Origin of the sequence: Desulfosporosinus cupriresistens (assembly GCF_001707885.1) — a bacterium.
Lineage (GTDB): Bacteria > Bacillota > Desulfitobacteriia > Desulfitobacteriales > Desulfitobacteriaceae > Desulfosporosinus.
Genome location: NZ_MASS01000015.1, coordinates 20003 through 42567 on the forward strand (window position 1 = coordinate 20003; position 22565 = coordinate 42567).

At 46.1% G+C, this 22565-nt stretch carries 22 protein-coding genes and 1 pseudogene; 22 read left to right on the plus strand and 1 reads right to left on the minus strand.

The window, feature by feature from the left end; translation table 11 throughout:
• Positions 1-93 precede the first annotated feature (93 nt).
• From DSBG_RS23645 to DSBG_RS08185, 13 genes are all read left to right on the plus strand, one after another.
• The gene (locus DSBG_RS23645) at positions 94-678 is read left to right on the plus strand and encodes an efflux RND transporter periplasmic adaptor subunit (RefSeq protein WP_242877479.1); all 585 of its coding nucleotides are present in this window, start codon (positions 94-96) and stop codon (positions 676-678) included.
• Complete coding sequence (locus DSBG_RS08130; protein WP_242877481.1) at positions 654-1703, plus strand: efflux RND transporter periplasmic adaptor subunit; 1050 nt, start codon at positions 654-656, stop codon at positions 1701-1703. Before DSBG_RS23645 ends, DSBG_RS08130 begins: the two co-directional genes overlap by 25 nt.
• 39 nt (positions 1704-1742) lie before the next feature.
• Positions 1743-2468, plus strand: coding sequence for an ABC transporter ATP-binding protein (locus DSBG_RS08135; RefSeq protein WP_068963656.1), 726 nt, complete (start codon positions 1743-1745; stop codon positions 2466-2468).
• Positions 2465-3682 carry an ABC transporter permease gene (locus DSBG_RS08140; protein ID WP_068963657.1) on the plus strand — a complete coding sequence of 406 codons (1218 nt, stop codon included), beginning with the start codon at positions 2465-2467 and terminating at the stop codon, positions 3680-3682. Before DSBG_RS08135 ends, DSBG_RS08140 begins: the two co-directional genes overlap by 4 nt.
• Before the next feature lie 130 nt (positions 3683-3812).
• Positions 3813-5432 carry a cell wall-binding repeat-containing protein gene (locus DSBG_RS08145; RefSeq protein ID WP_068963658.1) on the plus strand — a complete coding sequence of 540 codons (1620 nt, stop codon included), beginning with the start codon at positions 3813-3815 and terminating at the stop codon, positions 5430-5432.
• 650 nt (positions 5433-6082) lie between these two features.
• Complete coding sequence (locus DSBG_RS08155) at positions 6083-7036, plus strand: GntR family transcriptional regulator (protein WP_068963660.1); 954 nt, start codon at positions 6083-6085, stop codon at positions 7034-7036.
• The gene (gene murI / locus DSBG_RS08160; RefSeq protein WP_083236777.1) at positions 7033-7935 is read left to right on the plus strand and encodes a glutamate racemase; all 903 of its coding nucleotides are present in this window, start codon (positions 7033-7035) and stop codon (positions 7933-7935) included. Before DSBG_RS08155 ends, murI begins: the two co-directional genes overlap by 4 nt.
• 18 nt (positions 7936-7953) lie before the next feature.
• Positions 7954-8121 carry a hypothetical protein gene (locus DSBG_RS23010; protein WP_176716225.1) on the plus strand — a complete coding sequence of 56 codons (168 nt, stop codon included), beginning with the start codon at positions 7954-7956 and terminating at the stop codon, positions 8119-8121.
• A 2-nt stretch (positions 8122-8123) separates the two neighbouring features.
• Positions 8124-8543: a methylaspartate mutase subunit S gene (glmS, locus tag DSBG_RS08165; RefSeq protein ID WP_068963661.1), complete on the plus strand. Its 420-nt coding sequence runs from the start codon at positions 8124-8126 to the stop codon at positions 8541-8543.
• Between the two features lie 14 nt (positions 8544-8557).
• Positions 8558-9937 (plus strand): methylaspartate mutase accessory protein GlmL, encoded by a 1380-nt coding sequence (gene glmL, locus DSBG_RS08170; protein ID WP_068963662.1) that lies wholly within the window; start codon positions 8558-8560, stop codon positions 9935-9937.
• 12 nt (positions 9938-9949) lie between these two features.
• Positions 9950-11404 carry a methylaspartate mutase subunit E gene (locus tag DSBG_RS08175; protein ID WP_068963663.1) on the plus strand — a complete coding sequence of 485 codons (1455 nt, stop codon included), beginning with the start codon at positions 9950-9952 and terminating at the stop codon, positions 11402-11404.
• A 120-nt stretch (positions 11405-11524) separates the two neighbouring features.
• Positions 11525-11749 (plus strand): hypothetical protein, encoded by a 225-nt coding sequence (locus DSBG_RS08180; protein WP_068963664.1) that lies wholly within the window; start codon positions 11525-11527, stop codon positions 11747-11749.
• A 12-nt stretch (positions 11750-11761) separates the two neighbouring features.
• Positions 11762-13039, plus strand: a complete 1278-nt coding sequence (locus DSBG_RS08185; RefSeq protein WP_068963665.1) for a methylaspartate ammonia-lyase — start codon at positions 11762-11764, stop codon at positions 13037-13039.
• Positions 13040-13170: 131 nt separating this feature from the next.
• Here DSBG_RS08185 and DSBG_RS08190 read toward each other — a convergent pair.
• Positions 13171-13746 (minus strand): annotated as a pseudogene (locus tag DSBG_RS08190) (Uma2 family endonuclease).
• Between the two features lie 299 nt (positions 13747-14045).
• Here DSBG_RS08190 and DSBG_RS08195 point away from each other — a divergent pair.
• The 9 genes from DSBG_RS08195 (at position 14046) to DSBG_RS08230 (ending at position 22379) form a co-directional block, all read left to right on the plus strand.
• Positions 14046-15059 carry a 2-hydroxyacyl-CoA dehydratase family protein gene (locus tag DSBG_RS08195; protein ID WP_068963666.1) on the plus strand — a complete coding sequence of 338 codons (1014 nt, stop codon included), beginning with the start codon at positions 14046-14048 and terminating at the stop codon, positions 15057-15059.
• An 84-nt stretch (positions 15060-15143) separates the two neighbouring features.
• On the plus strand, positions 15144-15344 hold the full coding sequence (locus tag DSBG_RS22390) for a hypothetical protein (RefSeq protein ID WP_141694262.1): 201 nt from the start codon (positions 15144-15146) through the stop codon (positions 15342-15344).
• Positions 15345-15498: 154 nt separating this feature from the next.
• A complete protein-coding gene (locus tag DSBG_RS08200) occupies positions 15499-16275 on the plus strand; it encodes an acyl-CoA dehydratase activase (RefSeq protein WP_068963667.1) in 777 nt (258 codons plus the stop codon).
• 547 nt (positions 16276-16822) lie between these two features.
• Positions 16823-17425 (plus strand): signal peptidase I, encoded by a 603-nt coding sequence (locus tag DSBG_RS08205; protein ID WP_068963668.1) that lies wholly within the window; start codon positions 16823-16825, stop codon positions 17423-17425.
• A 134-nt stretch (positions 17426-17559) separates the two neighbouring features.
• Positions 17560-18078, plus strand: a complete 519-nt coding sequence (locus tag DSBG_RS08210) for a TasA family protein (RefSeq protein ID WP_068963669.1) — start codon at positions 17560-17562, stop codon at positions 18076-18078.
• A gap of 107 nt (positions 18079-18185) precedes the next feature.
• Positions 18186-18857: a TasA family protein gene (locus tag DSBG_RS08215; protein WP_068963670.1), complete on the plus strand. Its 672-nt coding sequence runs from the start codon at positions 18186-18188 to the stop codon at positions 18855-18857.
• 102 nt (positions 18858-18959) lie between these two features.
• On the plus strand, positions 18960-20006 hold the full coding sequence (locus DSBG_RS08220) for a M73 family metallopeptidase (RefSeq protein ID WP_068963671.1): 1047 nt from the start codon (positions 18960-18962) through the stop codon (positions 20004-20006).
• 207 nt (positions 20007-20213) lie between these two features.
• On the plus strand, positions 20214-21056 hold the full coding sequence (locus tag DSBG_RS08225; RefSeq protein WP_068963672.1) for a hypothetical protein: 843 nt from the start codon (positions 20214-20216) through the stop codon (positions 21054-21056).
• Between the two features lie 135 nt (positions 21057-21191).
• Positions 21192-22379 carry a hypothetical protein gene (locus tag DSBG_RS08230; RefSeq protein ID WP_068963673.1) on the plus strand — a complete coding sequence of 396 codons (1188 nt, stop codon included), beginning with the start codon at positions 21192-21194 and terminating at the stop codon, positions 22377-22379.
• Positions 22380-22565: the final 186 nt, after the last annotated feature.

The following is a 22565-nucleotide window of genomic DNA, read 5'->3' on the forward strand; positions in this document are numbered from 1 at the left end:
CTTTTTCATGAGAACTTTATTATGTAAGTTTACCTATACCCAATGGCTTAGTTTGATGACTGTTTCATTAACAGGTAGAAAAGGAGAGAGAGCATGAACAAAAAATGGGTAACCCTTGGAGTCTTGGGTGTTCTGGTCATAGGAGGTGGCTATTGGGGTTATGAACATTTTAAGGCCAAGCCTGTCGTTGCCTCTAACATTACCGCAAAAGTAAAAATGGGTGATGTCAACAAGGTGATCACAGCAACTGGAACAGTCAATTACCCACACGCGATCACTTTAACCTTTCCAACAACCGGAAATTCTTCGCAAGCCGGAAAGATTGTGGAGCTCAATGTCAAAGAAGGGGATACTGTTAAAGCAGGGCAAGTGCTGGCTAAGATAGATGATACGAAGCTAAAGACGTCCGTTTTACAAGCGCAGGCCAATGTAACGTCCGCCGAGTCTAAACTTCAAAATCTTGAAGATACATTCAATGAGCAAACCCATGCCCAAGCTCGGGCAGCGCTTGCTAAGGCACAGCAGAGTTTAACAACTGCCCAACAGAATGCCGATCCGAGCTATTTAGCTAACCAAGTCTCCCTAGCCGAACAAGATGTTAAGCAGGCTAGTGATACTTTAGCCAAGGCACACAGAGCGGAAATACTTCCACTATGCAATCCTCGCAAAATGCTCTGAATCAGGCAGTCAATGATTTAACCGCTGCTAAGAATCTCCAGAATGGAGGGGCGGCTAAGGCTTTGATATCTGCCCAGGCAGATGTTACATCCGCTCAATATCAGGTGGATCAACAAGCTCAGGGGCCGAAAGCAGCAGATATTCAATCGGCTCAAGCGGGTATTCAAATAGCTCAGGCTCAACTAGCCAGTGCGCAGGCAGATTTAAATGATGCCGCAATAGTTGCACCAGTGGACGCGGTGGTTGTTAGTTGCCCACTCGAACTAGGCCAGGATTCAGATGCCCAGTCAATTATTACCATCACTCCCCAGAACGATAAGCTTGAAGTGGATGCTTCGATAGATCAGGCGGATATCTCGCAGTGTAAAGTGGGACAGAAAGTGGATATTACTCTGGATTCCTATCCGAATGACCATATCAGTGGGACAGTAAATGCAGTTGCCTTACAAGGTACAACCACCCAGAACGTTACGACGTATACTGTCACGGCGATGGTCGATCAAGCCAGCGATTTGCTTCGGGCAGGAATGAATGCCAATGTAAACATTATTGTGGCAGAAGTGAAGGGCGTTCTAACGGTTCCTAGTGAAGCGGTTAAAACCAGAGGAAATGAAAAAGGTGTCATGGTGCCCGTGACTGCAAGTACTGGTGCAGATCAAGCGAATCCGGTAGGTCAATCAAGCACCAAAGCTAATAATGCAGGAAACGCAAGTTCAGGAAATGCCGGTACAGGTAATGCTGCTGCAGGTAATACCGGCACAAGAAATTCCGGCGCGGGATATGCTGGCGCAGGAAGTGGTGCAATGGCGAATGTTCGGTTTGTTAAGGTAGAGACCGGTTTAGATGATGGAACGAATGTTGAAATCAAAAGTGGTTTAGAAGAAGGGCAAGAAGTCATTATTGGCACGCGTTCGTCCTCGACGACTACCACGACTAATTCTTCTTCAGGATTTAGATTAGGCGGCGGTGGCGGAGGCGCTAATCCTGCCAGAGCAATGAGCGGCGGCGGTACCAAAGGAAACTAAGTGAGCTTGCATTGACGAATACGTCAGGAGGGGTGCTATTTGATAGATCTCAAAGGGATCAAAAAGATATACGCGAATGGTGATATTCAAGTGGCTGCTTTAAACGGGGTGGACCTTCATGTTGGCGCTAGTGAGTTTGTTTCCATTATGGGACCCTCAGGCTCCGGCAAATCATCTATGATGAATATTTTAGGATGCCTGGATACCCCGACGGAAGGCGAGTATTATCTGGATGGAACTGATGTGGCAAAAGCCAGTGGTGATGATTTATCTGTGATTCGTAACCGCAAAATTGGGTTTGTTTTTCAAGGCTTTAATCTTCTTGCTCGGACAACGGCGGTTGAAAATGTAGAACTCCCCATGCTCTATGCGGGGATAGGGGGCAAAGAAAGACGGGCACGCGCCATTGCTGCCTTAGAATCGGTTGGCTTAGGTGGTCGGATTCATCACCGCCCCAAAGAACTTTCAGGTGGTCAGCAACAACGGGTCGCTATTGCCCGTGCTCTGGTCACAAAACCTTCCATTATCCTAGCCGATGAACCCACAGGGAACTTGGATAGTCGGTCTAGTGAAGAGGTAATGGCAATCTTTCAACGTCTCCACGCCTCAGGAAACACGATTATTATTGTGACGCATGAACCGGATATTGCAGAATTTACCCAAAGAATTGTGCGTTTCCGAGATGGTCATATTGAAGGGGACGAAGTAGTTCAAAATCAACGTCTAGCTCAAGCTCAGGTCCTTGAGGAGGGAGAAGCAAAGTGAACTTTTTTGAAAGTATCCGAGTCTCTCTCAGGGCTCTGCGGGCCAACAAACTGCGCTCGGCCTTGACGATGCTCGGGATGATTATCGGAGTGGCGGCGGTTATTGCCATGGTTGGGATCGGAAATGGCGCAACCGCTTCGATCACCTCCCAGATTCAGGGCCTCGGTTCGAACCTTCTGACAATCAGCTCAGGGCAGTCAAATTCCGGAGGGGTTCGAGGAGGGGCTGGCAGTTCAAACACTCTAAGTATGACAGATGTTTCGAAAATTCCAATCGACACGGCTGTGAAAGCAGTTTCGCCTGTTTCGAGTACCAATGCTCAAGTGGTTTTTGGTTCAGGAAACACCTCGACGAGTATTACTGGTACGACAGCGGACTATGCGATCATTAAAAATGTCACGATTGCTAGTGGACGTTTTATTACAAAAGAAGATGTCGATAGCAGTGCAAGAGTTGCTGTTCTCGGCCCGACAGTGGTTACAAACCTTATGGGTGACGCGAATGCTTCAGTTATCGGAAAAGTTATTAAGATCAACAACGTTCCCTTTCAAGTTATCGGAGTGACAACGGCCAGTGGGTCAACCGGGTTTATGAGTAGTGATGATATGATTACCGCACCGATTTCAACCGTTCAGGCGCGTTTAATCGGGAAAAAGACAGTGCGTAATATCCTGGTCTCGGCTACTTCAGCAGACTTTATGCAAACAGCCCAAGATGAAATTACGGCAGCCTTGCATAAAACGCATAAAATCCCCGAGGGCAAAGCGGATGACTTCACAGTTCAGAATCAGGCGGATATGTTAGCTACCATGACAGGAGTAACCCAAACCTTGACCATGCTTCTGGGTGGAATTGCTGGTATCTCCTTACTGGTTGGAGGGATTGGAATCATGAATATCATGCTTGTTTCGGTCACCGAGCGAACCCGGGAGATCGGAATTAGGAAAGCAATTGGGGCTAAAGGCATGGATATTCTGTTGCAGTTTCTCATCGAAGCAGTCGTACTTAGCGTCTTAGGTGGAGGGATCGGTATTGCCCTTGGGTATGGAGGATCTACTCTGGCAGGGAAGGCCTTAAAAATGAGCACCAGTATTTCTATGACCTCAGTGTTGGTTGCCTTCTGCTTTTCTGCCGCGATCGGGATTGTCTTTGGAGTTTTCCCGGCACGAAAGGCTGCGGCAATGGACCCCATTGATGCCTTAAGGTATGAGTAGAGCCAACCTTATTCGAGGTTTGTGAATCTCAGAGTTTCAAAATACGCCGAAACCCTTGGACGAGAAAAAACTCGTATAGATTTGAGGGGTTGTTATATTTATACTGCAAGTTAGAAAGGAGAAATAGAACATGGGGAAGAAGCAACAGATACGGACAGTTTTAAGTATTCTGATGATGGTTTCTTTGCTGATTAGCATGATGCCGGGGTTGGCAGTTGCTGCTACTGATTCCACTACTAGTGACACTTACATTACCTTGAGAGGGCTTACGTTCGTGTCTGACGAAGACTCTACACTGATTATTGGGGAAGCAAAGACCATCAATGTGAAATTAACTCGGATTCCGGTAAGTAAGGTTTTCACGGGATCGGTGAATGCGACCATTACAGATTCTGAGGGTAAAGTGACCCAGTATACCGCATCGGGTGGTGGTGGCTTTTACAATGTTTCTAATGTTACCCTATATACACCGGGAGACTACACGCTTAAGATTAGTGCTGTTGATCCAAACAAAGGTTCAGTAACTGCGACCATCAAGGTCCTCGATGCTGTTACAACGGTAACGGATCCGCTCATTATAAACGCAGACAACTCTATAACAGTCAAGCTTACGGATTCTGAGGGGAATCTTTTGAAACAAAGGTCAGTGACTGTTGATGGAACGGAAGTTGATGGAGGAACCCAGAATTATACGACCTTAAATGATGGAACCTTTATACTGAACATGACTCCGACAAAATCAGGTAATGTCAACCTTGTCTTTGGTGGAAAGATCATTGGGACAATACCCGTTAGTCCAGCTTTTGTAGCGGATAGTCGGATTGGTTCACAAGCTTCTGATAATGTGGGGCTTGCGGTTGAGGTCGCCAAGCAAGGTTGGCAGAGCGCAACAAATGTAATTTTAGCACGCGATGATCAGTTTTCCGATGCTCTAGCAGCGGCTCCGCTCTCTAAGAAACTCAATGCTCCGATTCTTATGACGGCTTCTTCCAGCTTAGATGAGCGGACGTTAGCAGAGATTCGCGAGCTGGGTGCCCAGAACATCTATATCGTTGGCGGAACAGTAGCTATATCGCAGAGTGTCCAAGATAGCTTGAAGGGGTTTAATGTTACTCGGATTGCTGGTCAACAAGGATATGATACAGCTGCTCAGATTTCCTCGAATGTGGGTACTGATTCCACCCATACGGTATATCTGGCCAATGGGCATGCAATTCCGGATGCTATAGCGATAAGTGCCTTTGCTGCTGAGCAAGGAAACTCGATTTTGCTGACCGATAGAGATACATTACCAGCGTCTACGATACAGGCTTTGGCAAATCTGAATGCCAGTAACGTCATCTTACTAGGCGGGACGGCGGTTATTGGTACTTCGGTGGAACAACAATTAAGCGCAAAGTATTCAGTCAAACGTTGGGGTGGTTTTGACCGTTATGATACACAAAGTATTATCTTTCAAAACCTTCTTAATACCGAAAATCCTCAGTCCCCACTTTATTTTACCTCGGGACTAGTTCGCCAAGATGATGTAAGCTCAGGAAAACCCTATGCAGATGCCTTAGTAACGGCCGCTTTAGCTGCCAAAACAGGAGGGTTTGTGGCAATGCTGCCGAAGAATGATATTCCTTCAAGTTTGAATTATTTCTTATTATTTAATAAGGGGTATATTGCCAAATCAGCTGTTGTGGGTAACAATAGTGGCGTCTCACAGAATTTGGAACAACAGCTTCAACAAATGTTGAACTATTAAACAGCTGGTATTGGGTGCTTCATATGAAGTTTGAACACTACCATGGTTAGATTGATGTACAGAAGACTTATCCAGAAAGAAGTAGAGGATTTGATATGACAAATTCTCTGCTTCTTTTTTGTACTAGTCACAAAGTATAACCTTTTGTTTCATACTTTCTGGAGGGTTCCTTCTCGCCATCATTGCGCTTTGTCATCCTTGGCAGTGCATAAGCGCAACTAGGGCAGCCGCCTCCGTCAAGGCTAACAAGAAGGCTAATACGTGCGAAGACAGTTTCTGCAAGAAGGGTTATACGTGCGAAGACAGTGTCTGCAAGAAGGGTTAATACGTGCGAAGACAGTGTCTGCAAGAAGGGTTAATACGTGCGAAGACAGTGTCTGTAAGAAGGGTTATACGTGCGAAGACAGTGTCTTCGTGTGTGTGTGTGTGTGTGTGGGGCGCCTGCCAAGTTTCTTTATCTTAATTACGGTCTAAGTCTTTTAAATAAAATAGGAATTATTAATATAATATTTTTTTTTATAAATACTAAGATAAAGAAGGGAAATTTGGGAGAATGGCGAAACTATAAACTATTAATTGGACTAATTAACCATACCAATATAAGTCAATCCAAAGCTGAAATTGAATAGGGATAGGGAAGAGGGGATTTAATGGATCTGGATCGGAAAAGTGGTGTACCTTATTACATTCAGCTTAAAGAACAGATTCGGCGTCGAATAACCCAGGGGGTCTGGACAGCAGGAACAAAACTTCCGACAGAACGAGAGCTGTCTGAAAGCTTGTCTCTCAGCCGAAATACGGTGAGTCAAGCTTATAAGGAACTGGAAAGTGAAGGAATCCTAAGTTCAGTACGGGGGAGAGGCACCTACGTTGAGGATACGTTGCTGATTATGCAGCAGGAAAGTCGCAAGGAGAAGGTTTTACGCATCGTTGATGTGGCCATGGAAGAGGCGGTCGGACTTGGCTTTACGATCGATGATTTTGTATCCTTCGTACATGTGCGAGGGATGGAAAAAAAAGCGCTCCTTTCTCGCAGGAAAGTGGTCTTTATCGTGGATAACCCTGAGCAGCTCTCAGAGGCCCATTGGAATCTCGGTCCAGGTGTGAGTCTCCTGCCGTTTTTGCTTTCCGAACTTCAGGGATCTCCTCGGGTCAAGGAACGTTTGGCAGGAATGGACATGGCCGTCACAGGAGAAAATAACCTGGCTGAAGTCAAGGTTCTCTTAGATAAAGTTGGCATTCCCATTCTGGGGATTTCACTTCAGCCTAAACTGGAGACAATTGTTCGGATTGCCAAATTGACGATGGGCCGGGAGTTGGCTTTAGTTTGCGAAAGCTATCAATTTGCTGAAATAGTTAAACTTGCTTTGAAGCAAGCCGGTTTGCGCCCAACGTTTAAAACGCTGGTCCAACCGAATGAGGATAATTTACGGAAGGTTTTGTTGGAATGTGGAGCAGTGATTCTAGCTCCAAAGCTTCGACGGAGGGTTGAAAAAGTACTTCCGGAAAATATGGAGTGTATTGAATTTCGCTTTGAACCGGATGCAGGGAGCCTTAATCTCCTGCGAGGAACGTTGCTTGAATTAAAGGAGGAGAAGATTTGAAAAAACAACGCGTGATTGGTATATTTGACTCTGGGGTCGGGGGACTTACCGTAATGAAAGAGATTTTGGAGCAACTGTTGGATGTCCGAGTTGTCTATTTTGGAGATACAGCTCGGGTTCCTTATGGGAACCGCTCTCGGGAGGAGCTTATTCTTTTCGGAGAAGAGAGTGTCACGTTTCTGATTGGACAAGGGGCAGAGGTGATTGTTGTAGCCTGTAATACCAGTTCGGCAACCGCGCTTCCCATTCTAAGGGATCGATTTGATGTCCCAATGATCGGTATGGTCGAACCAGGGGCCCGCTTAGCAGTTGAAAAAACAATTGCCGGCAGGATTGGGTTGATAGCAACGGAAACTACTGTGCGTAGTAAAGCCTATTCGTCCGGGGTGAGTCGAGCCTTGGCTAAAGGGAGTGTACCTGAAAACCCTGTACTTCGCGAGGCTTGGCAGCACGGAGAGCAGGCCATTGCTCTGGTCAAAGCTCAGGGTTGTCCGCTCTTTGTACCTTTGATTGAGGCTGGGTTAGCCAATTCAGCAGAGGCTCGAGGGATTGCACGAACTTATCTGACGCCACTCCAGGCGGCTGGCGTAGATGCCCTTATTTTAGGGTGCACACATTATCCCTTCCTTGAACCAGTCATTCGGGAGATCTTAGGGGAGGATGTGCTGATTGTCGATCCGGCTTTGGCTGTAGTCCAAGAGCTTAAAGTATTGCTGCAGCAAATGGATCAGCGGGAACAATCAGGATTGGTTTTGGCACCTTCCGGTTCAGTTTTGGGGAAAAGTCATTGGCGGACCCGATATTTTGTAAGTGGAGATCCTGGCCTTTTCCGACAAGTCGGAAATACGCTCCTCCAAGTACCGATTGATCTTGTGGAGCAAGTAATCCTGAGCGAATGACGAGACTCGAGGCTCGAGGTGAGAAACACGAAACACGAAGCACGAGGTAAGAAACACGAAGCACGAGGTAAGAAACACGAAGCACGAGATACGAAGTACGAAGTACGGAACTTACACGATCGGACCTCAGACCTCGGACCTCGTGCCTCGGACTTCGGACTTCGAACCTCGATTATGGAGGAATGAATGTGGAACAAAAAACCTTGGTTTTAGGGGTTATTGGATCAGATGTTCATGCCGTGGGAAATCGGATATTGGATTATGCCTTGACCCAAGCGGGTTTTAAAGTCATTAATATTGGGGTGCTGGCAACTCAGGAGGAATTCATCCATGCGGCTATTGAAACGAATGCTGACGTGATCTTGGTTTCATCCTTGTATGGACATGGAGAGATGGATTGCCGGGGTCTGCGGGAGAAATGTCAGGAAACAGGAATTGGCAACATTCTTATGTATGTTGGAGGTAACCTGGTTTGTGGGAAATGCGACTTTGAGTCCGTCAAAGAACGGTTCTTAGCCATGGGTTTTGATCGAGTTTATCCACCTGGAACTATGCCAGAGACAGCGATTGCAGATTTGCGTAAGGATTTGGGTATTACGAAAGATTAAAGGGGGAATGGACCTTGCAAGCAGTCCTTCTCATCGATTTTGGTAGTACATACACTAAGGTCACGATTGTCGATCTGGATACTGAGGAAATAGTTGGGACGGCCCGAGCGGGTACGTCTATTGAGACGAACATAATGGACGGGCTGAAGGTGGCCTTGGCTCAGATTCCTGAGCCAGCGAGAGGCTGGAATTTTGTTCGAAAACTCGCCTGCAGCAGTGCAGCCGGTGGATTGAAGATGATTGCCAGCGGTTTAGTTAAAGAGTTAACCGCCGAAGCGGCCAGACGGGCAGCCTTGGGGGCGGGGGCGCGAGTGCTGCAAGTCTTTAGTTATGAACTGACCTTACAGGATCTCGACAAAATTACAGCCTCGAAACCGGATATCCTCTTAATAGCGGGAGGAACGGACGGCGGGAATAAAGAAATACTGCTGAAAAATGCAGAAATGCTTTGCGCGCTTCCTACTAGCCTGCCTGTCGTGATTGCAGGAAATAAAGCGGTCTCAGCGCAGGCTGCGGACATCTTAAGAAAACACCACGATCCCGTAGTTGTGGCAGACAATGTGATGCCAGAACTCGGTGTTTTGGCAGTAGAATCTGCCCGTTTAGCAATTAGGGATGTATTTCTAACTCACATCATCAAGTCCAAAGGGTTAGATAAAGCCGAGGAGTTTCTGGAGCGGATCATGATGCCAACGCCAGCCGCAGTACTTTCGGCAGCAGAACTTCTGGCCCAGGGACACGGTTCCGAACGAGGAATGGGAGAACTGATGGTTGTGGATGTCGGAGGAGCCACGACAGATGTGCATTCCATTGCCAAAGGTGACCCGAGCAAACCCAGCGTTATGCTTAAAGGCTTGCCGGAACCTTATGCCAAACGGACCGTCGAGGGTGATTTGGGAATGCGTTACAGTTCGGAGGCTTTAGTGGAAGCGTCCGGGCGTCGCTTGTTTGACTATCTGAGTTGGACAGATGAGCAAGTTGCCTGTCAATTAGGCTTATGTAAGGAAAACCCTTGGCGAATCCCTCAAACGGAGGAGGAGGCCAAGTTCGATAGGGCTATGGGCCGAATGGCTGTGAGTTTAGCAGTTGAGCGGCATGTGGGAACGGTTGAGGTAGTTTATACTCCGTTCGGCGCTACCTATGTGCAGCACGGAAAAGATTTAACTCCACTTCCGGTGGTAATCGGTACGGGAGGAGTCCTGCTCCATCACCCAGATGCCTTGGAAATCTTACAGGGGGCGGTCTTTAATCCAGAGGAACCTACGATTCTTAAACCACAACAGGCTAGTTATTATTTAGATAAAGAGTACATTTTGGCGGCTATGGGTCTCCTACGAGAGGTGGCGCCGCAAGTTGCGCTTCGAATGATGAAAAAATATGTGGTTAAATTATAGGAGGGTTTAGTCATGGAATTAACAGTCCGACAAATGGATGCTGAAGAGTTTCAGCGCCAGAGGCTGGAAGTCTTGGGACAATGGGAGACAGGCAAAGCTGTAAACATTGAAGAAGCGGTCGCCTATCATAAATCCTTACCAAAGAGTAAAATATTTGCCGAAAAACTCGCTGAAGGAAAGGCAAACGGCCTCACCTTTGCTCAACCGCGCGCCGGCGTTGCCCTTCTTAATGAGCATATTGAGCTGTTGCGTTTCCTGCAAGATGAAGGCGGAGCGGATTTCCTACCGTCCACAATCGATTCTTATACTCGTCAAAACCGTTATACCGAAGCTCAAGCTGGGATTGAAGAAAGTCGAGCCCTTGGGCGATCTATGCTTAATGGGTTTCCAGCTGTCAACCATGGAGTTGAGGCTTGTCGGAGAGTAGTCGAAAGTGTACAAGTGCCGGTTCAAGTTCGTCATGGGACCCCAGATGCTCGATTGCTGGCAGAAATTACGATTGCCGGTGGATTTACGGATTATGAAGGAGGCGGAATCTCATATAACATTCCGTATTCCAAAGACGTTTCCATTGAAAGTACGATTAAATACTGGCAGTATGTGGACCGTTTGATCGGTCTGTACGAGGAGCAAGGGGTCAAAATCAACCGCGAACCGTTCGGCCCTTTGACTGGGACGCTCGTTCCACCAGCTATCTCGCATGCCGTGGCGGTTATTGAAGCAATTCTTGCGGTCGCTCAGGGTGTTCGCAGTTTAACGCTCGGTTATGGACAATGCGGTAATCTCATTCAAGACGTCGCTGCGCTGCATACCTTGCCCGCACTGGCGGAAGAGTATTTGGCAAAACTCGGTTTGCCAAAAGTGATGATTACTACGGTCTTTCATCAATGGATGGGTGGTTTCCCCCAAGATGAAGCAAAGGCCTTCGGAGTTATCTCCTGGGGAGCGGTGACTGCGGCTTTGGGTAAGGCCACAAAGGTTATCGTGAAAACGCCGCATGAAGCCCTCGGTATTCCAACCAAGGAGGCCAATGCGGCCGGTATTCGCACTACGAAACAGATTTTAAGCATGTTAAAAGACCAAAGTTTACCTATGACACCAGAACTTGCCTTGGAAGAGGAAATGATCTTGGCGGAAACCAGAGCGATCCTCGATCGAGTTCTCGACCTGGGCGAAGGGGATACTGCAGTTGGTGTCGTTAGAGCCTTCCAAGCGGGTGTCATCGATGTTCCCTTCGCGCCGAGCCGTTATAATACTGGTAAGATCCTCCCCGCCCGCGATACCACAGGCGCGGTCAGGTTGTTGGATTTTGGTAATATCCCGTTTGATGAGAGGATTAAGGAGTTTCACCGAGAACGTATTGCGCAGCGTGGGAAGGATGAAGGGCGAGATCCTTCCTTCCAGATGGTAATTGATGATATTTATGCGATTGGGAAAGGGATGCTCGTTGGGCGGCCAAGGGGTTAGCAGCTTCGGTCTCGGTTCGGGGGTCGTTTTGGGGATGACGTTGCTTGAGACTCGTTCACGAACTGGCGCTCGCAGGCCAAACTAACGCTCAAGCTTCCCTCCAAACAGGGTGCCCGCCAGATGAGCCATCCTTGGCTCACTGGCGGCTTCGCACATCCTTGTGCTCAGCCCTGTTTTACGGGTCGCTTTCGTGAAGTTTGGCGGGCTGCTCACTTAAGTCGTTCTCTTGGTCTCAAGCAACGTCTATCCTGGGTCGATGGGGTCAGGTTCCCTAGGGTGGGGCTGTCTGGGATGCTAATCCCCTTGGGGGTATTAGACTGGGTTGGGGTTGGGAAAAACATCTAGGGAGGGTACATAATGAAAATTGTTGATGTTATTGCTTCGCCGGGGCTTACTGGATTTTACTTTGACGATCAAAAGGCGATTAAAGCGGGGGCTGCCCATGATGGCTTTACTTATAATGGGGAGCCGAAGACACCGGGGTTTAAGGCGGTTCGTCAACGTGGGGAGTCGATTTCTGTAATTCTCATTTTGAAAGATGGGCAAGTGGCTTCGGGAGATTGTGCAGCCGTGCAATATTCTGGGGCTGGTGGTCGGGATCCGCTTTTTTTGGCTAAAGATTTTATTCCTATTATTATGGAAGAGATTGCGCCTAAGCTGGTAGGACAGGAACTTGATTCCTTTCGGCGTTTGGTGGGTCTTGCAGAAAGTTTAATCCGGCCCAATGGGGATCGCTATCATACAGCCATTCGCTATGGGGTGAGTCAGGCTATTCTTGATGGTGTGGCTAAAGCTAAGAAGAAGACGATGACAGAAGTTATTCTTGAGGAATATAAACTGCCACTGGTTCTGGAGCCTGTCCCAATTTTTACCCAAACCGGGGATGATCGCTATGATAATGCAGATAAGGCGATTATTAAACGTGCTGGGGTGTTACCGCATGCTTTGATTAATAATGTGGACACAAAGCTGGGGAAAAATGGGGAACTACTCTTGGACTATGTGGAGTGGCTGAAAAACCGAATTCTGACGTTGGGTGGAGATGGCTATCGCCCTGTCTTGCATATTGATGTTTATGGCACAATTGGGATTGCCTTTGAAGATAGTACGGAGCGGATGGTCGACTACTTTGCGAAGCTGGAAAAGGCCGCTGCACCGTTGCACTTGCGAATTGAAGGACCGATGGATGCTGGAAGTGTCGAGGGTCAAATTGAACAACTTAAGTCTTTGCGCGAGGCCTTGAAGGCTAAGGATATTAAGGTTGAAATCGTAGCCGATGAGTGGTGCAATACGTATGAAGATATTGTCAAATTTGTAGATGCTCAAGCCGCTGATATGGTTCAAATCAAGACCCCGGATCTAGGGGGAATTCAAAACACCATAGAAGCAGTCATCTATGCCAAAAAATATGGTGTAGGTGCTTATGTCGGTGGATCTTGTAATGAAACGGATGCCGGTGGACGGACTGCAGTTCATGTATCTCTGGCTACTCGTCCGGATCAAATGCTGGCGAAGCCCGGTATGGGCGTGGATGAAGGGTATATGATTGTGCATAATGAGATGAGTAGGACCCTGACTGTATTGAAGTATCGGGAAGGGAAGAAAACGCACGCTGAGGAAGCATTTTGGAGTTAGGCAAGGGTCGCGAAATACTCGTTTTTGAGAATAACTTACGTAGAAACGTTGGAAAGGCCCTGCAGAGAGCTTGTCTCTGAGGGCCTTTAGGAGGTGTTCTCTATGTATGAAATTAATAGGTAGAATTAAAATTAAATTGTCTCAAATATCGGTTTCAAGTCTACTGTGAAGTCTGGGAAGACAGCCACCTTGATCTGGTCTGTTTCAGTATAAGATTCTGGTCTGCCATATCTATTGTTGGGCTGTAGGGTATATACACTGATAAATTTGCCGTCTGGTTCTACGATCCAGTATTCTTGAACACCAACTTCTTCATATTTGTTAAATTTCCAAACCTTATCGTTTCTTGCCGTTGCAGGGGAGGTTATCTCGATCACGAGAGTGGGAGTCCCAAAGTAGCCCGTACCTTTTAGACCTTCTTTATCACAAACAATTATAAGATCAGGCTACACAACAAAAGTGGTTTCTTCATCGTTTTCGTTTGTTTCAGGAAGCCTTAAGTCAAATGGTGCGGCAAACACCTGACAGGACTTATCTTTTAGGTAATTGTTGAATTGGGTTAATAGCTCCCTCGATATAGCCTGATGTTGCCAGGTAGGTGCAGATTGCATATGAGGTACTCCATTAATAATTTCCCACCGTTCATTTTCAGGCCAGGTTAAATAATCGGCGAAGGTATACTTCTTGTTTTCTTGATGTAATGGCATATAGTAATCCCTCCTTATAATCAAGTGAGATTCCTTAGACAAACCAACAATAATTCTAAGGTATTTATTCTTCTATGGTTTTCTCTGATTTATGTCATTAAACTATTATACCATTATATGGGCATTGCGTCATAGCATCTGCTAACATTCCAAAGGGTGATCATTCACTTACTAGCGATCTGTGTTCGTTTAAAGGACATGACTCTCTGGTGACACCTACTTAACATTTTGGGCTCGACCCATTAAAATATAAGAAGAAAGTCCTATTAACAGGTTTTAGCAAGGAGTAGACAGCGATTATGGGTAAAATCGGGTTAACAACGACGGTGCCGGTTGAAGTGATTTTTGCAGCGGGTGAGACACCTGTTGATTTGAACAATATTTTTATTACAGGCTCGGAGGCTATGCGTCGAGTGGAAGAGGCGGAGTTGGCTGGCTTTCCGAGGAATGTGTGTGGTTGGATTAAGGGGTTGTATTCAACGGCTTTGCATAATCCGGACATTAAGCGCATTGTTGCTGTGACACAAGGAGATTGTAGTAATACCCATGCTCTGATGGAGACATGGGAAGTGGAGGGAATCGAAATTATTCCCTTTGCTTTTCCGTATGATCAGGACCCGGATATGCTCCGTCTCCAGATGGACAAGCTAATTAAAGCTTTAGGGACAACCTGGGAAGGTGTGAAGCTGCAGAAGAAGCGCCTTGATCAGGTTCGAGCTTTGGCCTGGGAAATTGACCGACTAACTTGGGAGGAAAATCGGGTTAGTGGGTTTGAGAACCATCTTTATCTTGTTTCGTGTTCAGATTTTAATGGCGACCCAGAGGGCTTTGCCCAAGAGATGGAGGAATTCATTCAAAAGGCGCGTACGCGGGAGTCTTTGTCAGGAGAGTTCCGTTCAAGATCTGGAGGGAAAGGGCGGGAAATCCGCCTCGGTTTTATCGGGGTTCCACCTATTTTCCCTGAATTATACGATTTTTTAGAAAAACACGGAGCTCGTGTTGTTTTCAATGAAGTGCAGAGGCAATTTGCGATGCCTTTTGAGACAGATGATGTAGTCGAGCAGTACCGCTTATATACGTATCCCTATAAAGTATTTCAAAGGATCGAGGATATTTCTCGCGAGGCGGAACGCCGTCAACTAGATGGAATCATACACTATACGCAAAGTTTCTGCTATCGTCAGATTGAGGATCTGATCATAAGAAAGAAATTAGATTACCCGGTTCTAACCTTGGAAGGGGAGAATCCAACAGGATTGGATGCGCGGAGTAAAATGAGGATAGAGTCTTTTTTGAGTATGCTCATAGATTAGGGCGAACACTAGGATGTGTTTCGGCCAAAGCGACATCCGCTGGCCCGAAGACACTGTCTTCGCACGAATTAGCCTTCTTGCAGGATGGTCGAGTGTCACCGGAGCCAAGGCTCGAACAGGACGTTCGAGATTAGCGCTGGTCATGGATGGCGAGAAGGGACCGCTGCCAAGACGATAAGCGGACGAGCTTATCGCCACACTGCAACTTATTACGCATACTCCTGCAGTGTGGATTGGCAAGGTGCCTTGATGGTGGGAGGGGACCTTGTCCGCCCTGCTTTATGAAAGAGGGTTTAAAGCCAAGTTCGGCTACGACTCATGCAAAGGTTTCACGCCGTTTCTCACGACCCTCTGGGCGGGGAAGACGAAGGGGATCGATTAGAATAGTACCCACTATAAGTCTAGAGAAGATTTGGAACATGTAGAAAGGAGGTAGGGCATGTCTGAGCAAATTGTTTGTGGAATTGATTTAGGAAGCCGGAGTGTGAAGATTGCCCTCATGGAGCGGCCAGAGGAAGGGGCACGTTTAGAGATCCTTCGGTTGGAGAGCTTGGATACGATTCGTTTTTACCGGGAGTATGGGCGAAAGCAGGGGGATAAACTAGTCGTGAACTTTGAGGCCTTGGGACTGCCTGTAGTGGATCGTTTGGTTTCCACCGGTTATGGACGGAATACTCTGGAGCTTGCTGGAGGTGAGGCGATTCCAGAGTTGAAGGCGCATGTTTTAGGTGCGATTTATCAGACGGGTCTAACGGATTTCACCTTGATCGATCTTGGGGGACAAGATAGTAAAATAATCCAGGTCCGGAAAGGCAAAATGATCGATTTTCTGACGAATGATAAGTGTGCGGCTTCTTCTGGCCGTTATTTAGAAAATATGGCAAGTGTTCTCGATGTGACTCTTGAGGAGCTTGGACAATATACAGATAATCCGGTGGAGTTGAATTCTACCTGTGCAGTGTTTGGTGAAAGTGAGCTTATCGGTAAGATTGTGGAAGGGTTTCCGCTGGCAGAACTCGGAGCTGGGGTTAACGCTACGATTGTCAAGCGAATTTTGCCCCTGCTGCGTTCTTTTGCCGGGGAGGTACTAGTCTTTACTGGGGGTGTTGCACACAACCGCGCAGTTGCCAAGCTCTTGGAGGTTGGGTCCGGCCGACGGATTGTTATCCCGCAGGAGCCCCAGTTTAATGGGGCGATCGGGTGCTGTTGTGTATAGTGATACACTGATTAACTGATTTACACTTTAATTTATTGAAATTTTTCTTCTACCTCTTCTGCGTTCTTTCGCCGGGGAGTTTTTTTGTCTTCGAAAGGAAACAAACCTAGCACCCCGCACGCCTTATTTGGTGTGCTGGGTGCTGTTTTTAAATGGGGAGTTTTGTTGATCAGAAAATGTAATCCATTTTGTCAATAAGGTCTTGTCCAACCTGTGTTATTGCGAAAGCCTATTCTTAAGAACAATCATTATGGTACAAAAGTAGACTAGTCAGTTCCTCGTTAGATGGAGCCATACTTATCAAGTAATAGGCAAAAAAAGTATGCTTAATGGTGATTTCTGAACAGAGCAGAGGGGATATTATTAGGTCAAGTTAAAGGAAGGGGCGGCAAGAGTTTCTTAACAGTTTAATCGTAATTGTTCCCATTCGATTAACAACGATTGTAAAGGGCAAGTGACTCTTACCAATTAAAGAGGTCCTGAGAATTGGTAAGTTCTATTAACCATACAAAATCTCCAGTAACAAGAAAGGGATGACTTATAAAAAATGAAACGTGCTCTAAAGTGGGGTAGCAACATTGTCAGCGTGATTTTGGGAGTGGTGTTGATACTTACGGTATATACCGCAGTCACTTCCAGAGTTAAAGGTGTGCCAGAAGTTTTCGGTTTACAGATGTATGAGGTGCTTTCAGGATCCATGGAACCCGGAATCCATACAGGCTCTGTGATATTCGACAAGCCAGGTGTAGATGTTAAAAGCTTAAAAGCTGGCGATGTAATCACATTTAAAGCAGCTGATAATCCTAATATGCTAATCACCCACAGAATCATCCAAATTAAAACCCAAGACGGCGCTTTAGCATTTCAAACAAAAGGTGATGCAAATGACGCACAAGACAGTGGCCTTGTTCCAGCGGCAAATATAGTAGCTCAATATGCGAATATTACAATTCCATTTGTTGGTTATTACCTTAATTTGATGAAATCAAAGATAGGGATTATCTTGTTTATCATGGCACCTGGCGCGCTTTTGATACTATGTACAATGTTCGGTTTATTCCGCGAGATAATGAAGTATGAGAAAGATAAAAAGAATGATTCAGTTGATCTACCACCAGACGTATCATCTGAGAGTGCCAGAAAAGCGTAAGAAATACAAACCTTGGTTTTGAAATACTTCTCATTAGCGAAGAGGAGGAGAAAGTCCATTCGCTAACAGCATGGGAGGTTTCAAATAAATACCCTTATCTGAGGAGAATAAAATTATTAGGGAGGAATATTGAAATGAGTCTCAAGAAAAAATTAGCAATGGCAGTCGTCACCACTACAGCAGGTGCCGCAATCATGGCAGCAGGATCCTTCGCATTGTTTACCAGCACAGCGACTAATGCGGATAACACGTTCACAGCTGGTACCGTTGTCGTTACGGACAAAACTGTCGGAAAAGTTGTCGCTCAAGAAGTTAATTTCGCAAACCTCGCGCCTGGAGATGGCAAGACTTTGAAAATGACCGTAAAAAATGAAGGTACCTTGGATGAGTGGGTAATGATTGACCAAGATTCAACTATTGCAAGTGAGGATGGCGCTCTATTCGAAGGAGCTAAACCAATAGTTCTAACGCCAGCCCAAACACCGAAGCTATTAGCACCAGGTGAATCTGTGGACTTGGATATAGATTACCTCTTCCCCCTAGAAGCTGATGATACCTATCAAGCAGCTATTGGTTCGTTTAATGTGGTCGTTGATGCTGTTCAAGCTCGCAATAATACTAATAGTGCTGGCGATGGCCCAGTAAGCTGGTAAACTGGCAATAGACCAAGAATAGGGTGGTAGTACTACCACCCTATTCTTGATTAACAGAGGTTGTTCGTAATCCCTCGGGAGAGAACTCTTCATGTAGGAGGAATATCATGAATAAAAAACTGCTAATGTTAATTCCTACCGGTGTAATAGCGGTTAGCTTACTTGTTGGCGGTTCTACGTACGCCTTATTCCGTAGTTCAGCTACGAATACTAATAACAATTTTACAGCAGGAACAATTAACCTGACTCAGAATAGGGATCAAGGTGATACCATTCCAGGACCTATGTTCTACACCAATACATCTGATCCCACTGGTTCATTCCCTTACGACACAGATAAAAATATTGGTTATCAACCACCAGGGGGAGAGTCTTTCGGTGGACTGGCACCTGGTGACTCTATGACGAGGGCGATGAATTTGTTTAACAATGGCCCAAATGCTCTAGACGCGAAAGTCACGAAACTTAAGGCAACCGTAAATCCTCGAGGCTTAACTTCAGGAAGAGTTTATGATCAATTCACGGACAAGTTAAATGTGCTTGTTCAGGTGCCATCCGTCGATAAGATTTTGTACGATGGACCATTGAGTGGCCTTCTAAATGGCAGTGACTCAGGGTGGACAGACATTAGTCCGGCCCTGCGTATGAATAAGAATGGTGGACCAATGAACATTACGTTTAAGGTTACCCTTGACCCGACTGCGAATAACGACATTCAGAATCAGACATTCGTATTCGATTTCTCATTCTATGCTGAACAGTTGAGAAACAATCCATAACAACCCCTTCAAGCCCCAACTACATTCCAAAATGCGGTTGGGGATATAATTAAGCCAAAGGTAGTAACGCACTCCTCGGGACACGCTTGGAGGTGATTCGACTTGAAAAAACGCCTCATAACTATAATCGCGATCATCTTTCTTGGTAACGGCCTGCTCATTGGTGGGGGAACATACGCGTTATTGACTGCATCGGCGACCAATACGGGCAACCAATTTGAGGAATTCCAGGCTGAAACGATTGACATTCAATCGCTTCCTGAGTCTGACACCATCTCGGCTTTTCAATCTCGTTCTTTAGTTGCAAATTGTTGTAGCCAGCCAGTAAATTTAACTATGTTTTATGACCACACTATACCTGGACGAAATCCTTATGATGTTAAAACGAGCTATACACCATCCGGTGAAATTCCAGGAGGATGGGCGCCGGGAGACCATGTTAAACGAACCTGGAAAATTCTAAATTCGGGCGCAGCGTCGAAAATCACAGAGGTATATACTCCTGTGGATAAGTTCTCATTGAGAGATCGAAACGGGAATGCTGTACTCAGTGGTTCTCAAGTATATCAGGATTTCTTGAATCACATGAGGATCGACATATATTATCCAGAAGGTAGTTCGACACCTATTTACACAGGCACTTTCCAGCAACTGGTTCAAGCTCCTCAGTCGCTTGACAAAGTCATTTGCCTAAGTAAGTGTTCATCTACAACTGTTGCTTTTGTCGCATCAATGGATTTGAACGCACAGAACGATTTACAGGGCGTTAAAGGCGTACTGGACTTCCAATTAGGAGTAGAGCAAGTTAAAAACAATTGTTTTAGTCCTCCATTTAGCAATCGAAATTACTCAATGGAAAGAGGGTCTACGACTCCGATTAAATTTGAATGTTATGACTCAGATGGTAATCTGCTCACGTCCGGCCACAATGTGAAGCTTGTCATTATTGGCCGAGGCTTAGGAGAACGGACTTACACCTTGGGAAACGGCTTGAGTCTCGATGGCGGACATTATCAGGCTAACGTGTATGCGCATCAAAATCTGTTTCTCAATGGAGAAACCTATACTGCTACTGTTTACAATGGTTCCCAGATGTGTGGACAAAAGACGTTTATAACGGAACCAGGAAATCGTTCTAATGTACCATAAGGTTTTATGGTTCAAAAAGAGGGTCAGCCGTTTAGTATGGAGGGAGATAGTGCGCCTTTAAGTGGTCATTATCCATGTTCTACGTTTACGCCGATTATCCGACCTACCCGACCTACCAAATCCCCATGATAAAAAAACAGCGTATATCCTCAAATTTGGGTTTAATGCATTCCGAATACTTAGGTGTCTAAAGGGCGGTTGAAATTTATGCAGAGTAAAAAATATATAATCTATTACACCATTGGGTCATTATTACTTATTTTAATAATCCTTACAGTATTTTTCTTTTTAACGCCAACGAGTAGCGTCTTCGCAGTAGAATCCAAGAGCAATAAACTTGGAATTTCCACTAATCCTACAAAAGAACTCTTGAGGGTGAAAAATATGGCCCCTGGAGATAATGCAAGTGCCCCATTAACAGTACTGAATACAGGCAAAAAAGATTTCTTCTACAACATTAGCGCTGAGATGGAGTCTGGTGATAAGTTATATAACTATCTGGATTTAGTAATAAACGATCAAAATCATAATGAGCTATATTCAGGCAAATTGAAGGACTTAAATGATTTAGATCTCGGGATATTAGGTAACTCCAAAAATAAGATCTTTAATGTAACCATCGGATTACCGAGTGAAGCAGGAAATGAATATCAAGAAATCTTCACTTCTATGAAATTTATACTAAACGCAACTGATCAGCCTTCTTCTCATAATTGCTTTAGACCCCCATTTAGCAATCGGAATTACTCAATGAAAAGAGGATCCTCGACTCCCATTAAATTTGAATGTTACGACTCAGATGGTAATCTGCTCACATCTAGCCACAATGTAAAGCTTGTCATCACTGGCCGCGACTTGAGGGAAGGATTGACATACAACCTTGAAAACGGTTTAAGTCTCAATGGCGGACATTACCAGGCCAACGTGTATGCGGATCAAAATCTGTTTTTTGATAACGAAACCTACACTGCTACTGTATACTCTGGTTCCCAGATGTACGGTCAAAAGACCTTTAGCACGGAACCAGGAAATCGTTCGAATGCACCTTAAAGTTTAATGATTCAAAAAGAGGGTCAGCTGTGGAATAGATTATCATGCGACTAAAGAAGGGCCTTATTAATGTTACTTACACTGTGGGTACCTTTAAATGGTGCAATTTAGGGCAAGACGGGAAGGAGAAAAGGTGTGAACAGAAAAATCTGTCCCGATTGTGGAAGAATGTCATACATCTCTGGCAGTGAAGAAGACTGGGATTGTCCTTATTGTGAAAAAAACATAGGTGTCGTTGCAAATGAGATAAAATCATGGATATATGCAACTAGTAAAAGCAAACTGGGGATAATACATGAACCTTTTGTACAGGACGCTTTTAACTGGTCCAAGAAACAAATGGCATTGTTTTTCGGAATTGGATTAGCCATAGCTAATTTAGGTATCATTCCTAGTACATATTCCCTTATGAGTGATAAAACTTCCGCATCCGTGCATTTTCAAGCGGCTGATACCTTTCCGGAACTAGTACCCCAGATCCTTCCACTTGAACCAGTACTACCGGTAGTAGACCCGACGGTGCCGGTGGTAGACCCGACAGATCCAGGAGCGGGCACGAGTACGCCATCTGGCCCGAGTACGCCAACAGATGCAGCATCTGGCCCGAGTGCGCCAACAGATGCAGCATCTGGCCCGAGTACGCCAACAGATGCAGCATCTGGCCCGAGTGCGCCAACAGATGCAGCATCTGGCCCGAGTACGCCAACAGATGCAGCATCTGGCCCGAGTGCGCCAACAGATGCAGCATCTGGCCCGAGTACGCCAACAGATGCAGCATCTGGCCCGAGTGCGCCAACAGATGCAGCATCTGGCCCGAGTACGCCAACAGATGCAGCATCTGGCCCGAGTGCGCCAACAGATGCAGCATCTGACCCGAGTACGCCAGCAGACACGGCAACGGACCCGAGTGCGCCAACAGATGCAGCAACGGACCCGAGTACGCCAACAGATGCAGCAACGGACCCGAGTACGCCAACAGATGCAGCATCTGACCCGAGCACGCCAACGGATACAGCAACCGACCCGAGTGCGCCAACAGATGCAGCAACGGACCCGAGTACGCCAACAGATGCAGCATCTGACCCGAGTACGCCTACAGATGCAGCATCTGACCCGAGCACGCCAGCGGATACGGCAACTAACCCGAGTACGCCAGCCGACATGGCAACGGACCCAAGCGCACCAGCAGATGCAGCAACCATTACAAGTACGCCAGCTTCGTCAGGAAATCCAGACAATACCGCAGATAGTCAAAACGATGGAGGTCAATTAGACTCAGGAATTAGCACGAGCTCGTCTGAAACGTCAGCAAATGCAGACTAGACGGGAGGGAGATAAAAGGTGAACAGAAGAACATGTCCTGACTGTGGGGCGAGATCATATTCCTCATGTAGTGAATCATACTGGGATTGCCCTATTTGCGGAAGAAACCTTAGTGAGATTCCAAATGACCTAGATATATGGAGACATTTAGTCAGTGTGTTGGAATCTGATAAAGTTTCAAGAACA

Coding starts and splice junctions, on each gene's coding strand:
- DSBG_RS08210 (WP_068963669.1), top strand. CDS start 17,560: ATGAGTCTCAAGAAAAAATTAGCAATGGCAGTCGTCACCACTACAGCA.
- DSBG_RS23645 (WP_242877479.1), top strand. CDS start 94: ATGAACAAAAAATGGGTAACCCTTGGAGTCTTGGGTGTTCTGGTCATA.
- DSBG_RS08200 (WP_068963667.1), top strand. CDS start 15,499: ATGTCTGAGCAAATTGTTTGTGGAATTGATTTAGGAAGCCGGAGTGTG.
- DSBG_RS08175 (WP_068963663.1), top strand. CDS start 9,950: ATGGAATTAACAGTCCGACAAATGGATGCTGAAGAGTTTCAGCGCCAG.
- DSBG_RS08180 (WP_068963664.1), top strand. CDS start 11,525: ATGAGCCATCCTTGGCTCACTGGCGGCTTCGCACATCCTTGTGCTCAG.
- DSBG_RS08225 (WP_068963672.1), top strand. CDS start 20,214: ATGCAGAGTAAAAAATATATAATCTATTACACCATTGGGTCATTATTA.
- DSBG_RS08215 (WP_068963670.1), top strand. CDS start 18,186: ATGAATAAAAAACTGCTAATGTTAATTCCTACCGGTGTAATAGCGGTT.
- DSBG_RS08145 (WP_068963658.1), top strand. CDS start 3,813: ATGGGGAAGAAGCAACAGATACGGACAGTTTTAAGTATTCTGATGATG.
- DSBG_RS08130 (WP_242877481.1), top strand. CDS start 654: ATGCAATCCTCGCAAAATGCTCTGAATCAGGCAGTCAATGATTTAACC.
- DSBG_RS08205 (WP_068963668.1), top strand. CDS start 16,823: ATGAAACGTGCTCTAAAGTGGGGTAGCAACATTGTCAGCGTGATTTTG.
- DSBG_RS08155 (WP_068963660.1), top strand. CDS start 6,083: ATGGATCTGGATCGGAAAAGTGGTGTACCTTATTACATTCAGCTTAAA.
- DSBG_RS08195 (WP_068963666.1), top strand. CDS start 14,046: ATGGGTAAAATCGGGTTAACAACGACGGTGCCGGTTGAAGTGATTTTT.
- DSBG_RS22390 (WP_141694262.1), top strand. CDS start 15,144: ATGGTCGAGTGTCACCGGAGCCAAGGCTCGAACAGGACGTTCGAGATT.
- DSBG_RS08185 (WP_068963665.1), top strand. CDS start 11,762: ATGAAAATTGTTGATGTTATTGCTTCGCCGGGGCTTACTGGATTTTAC.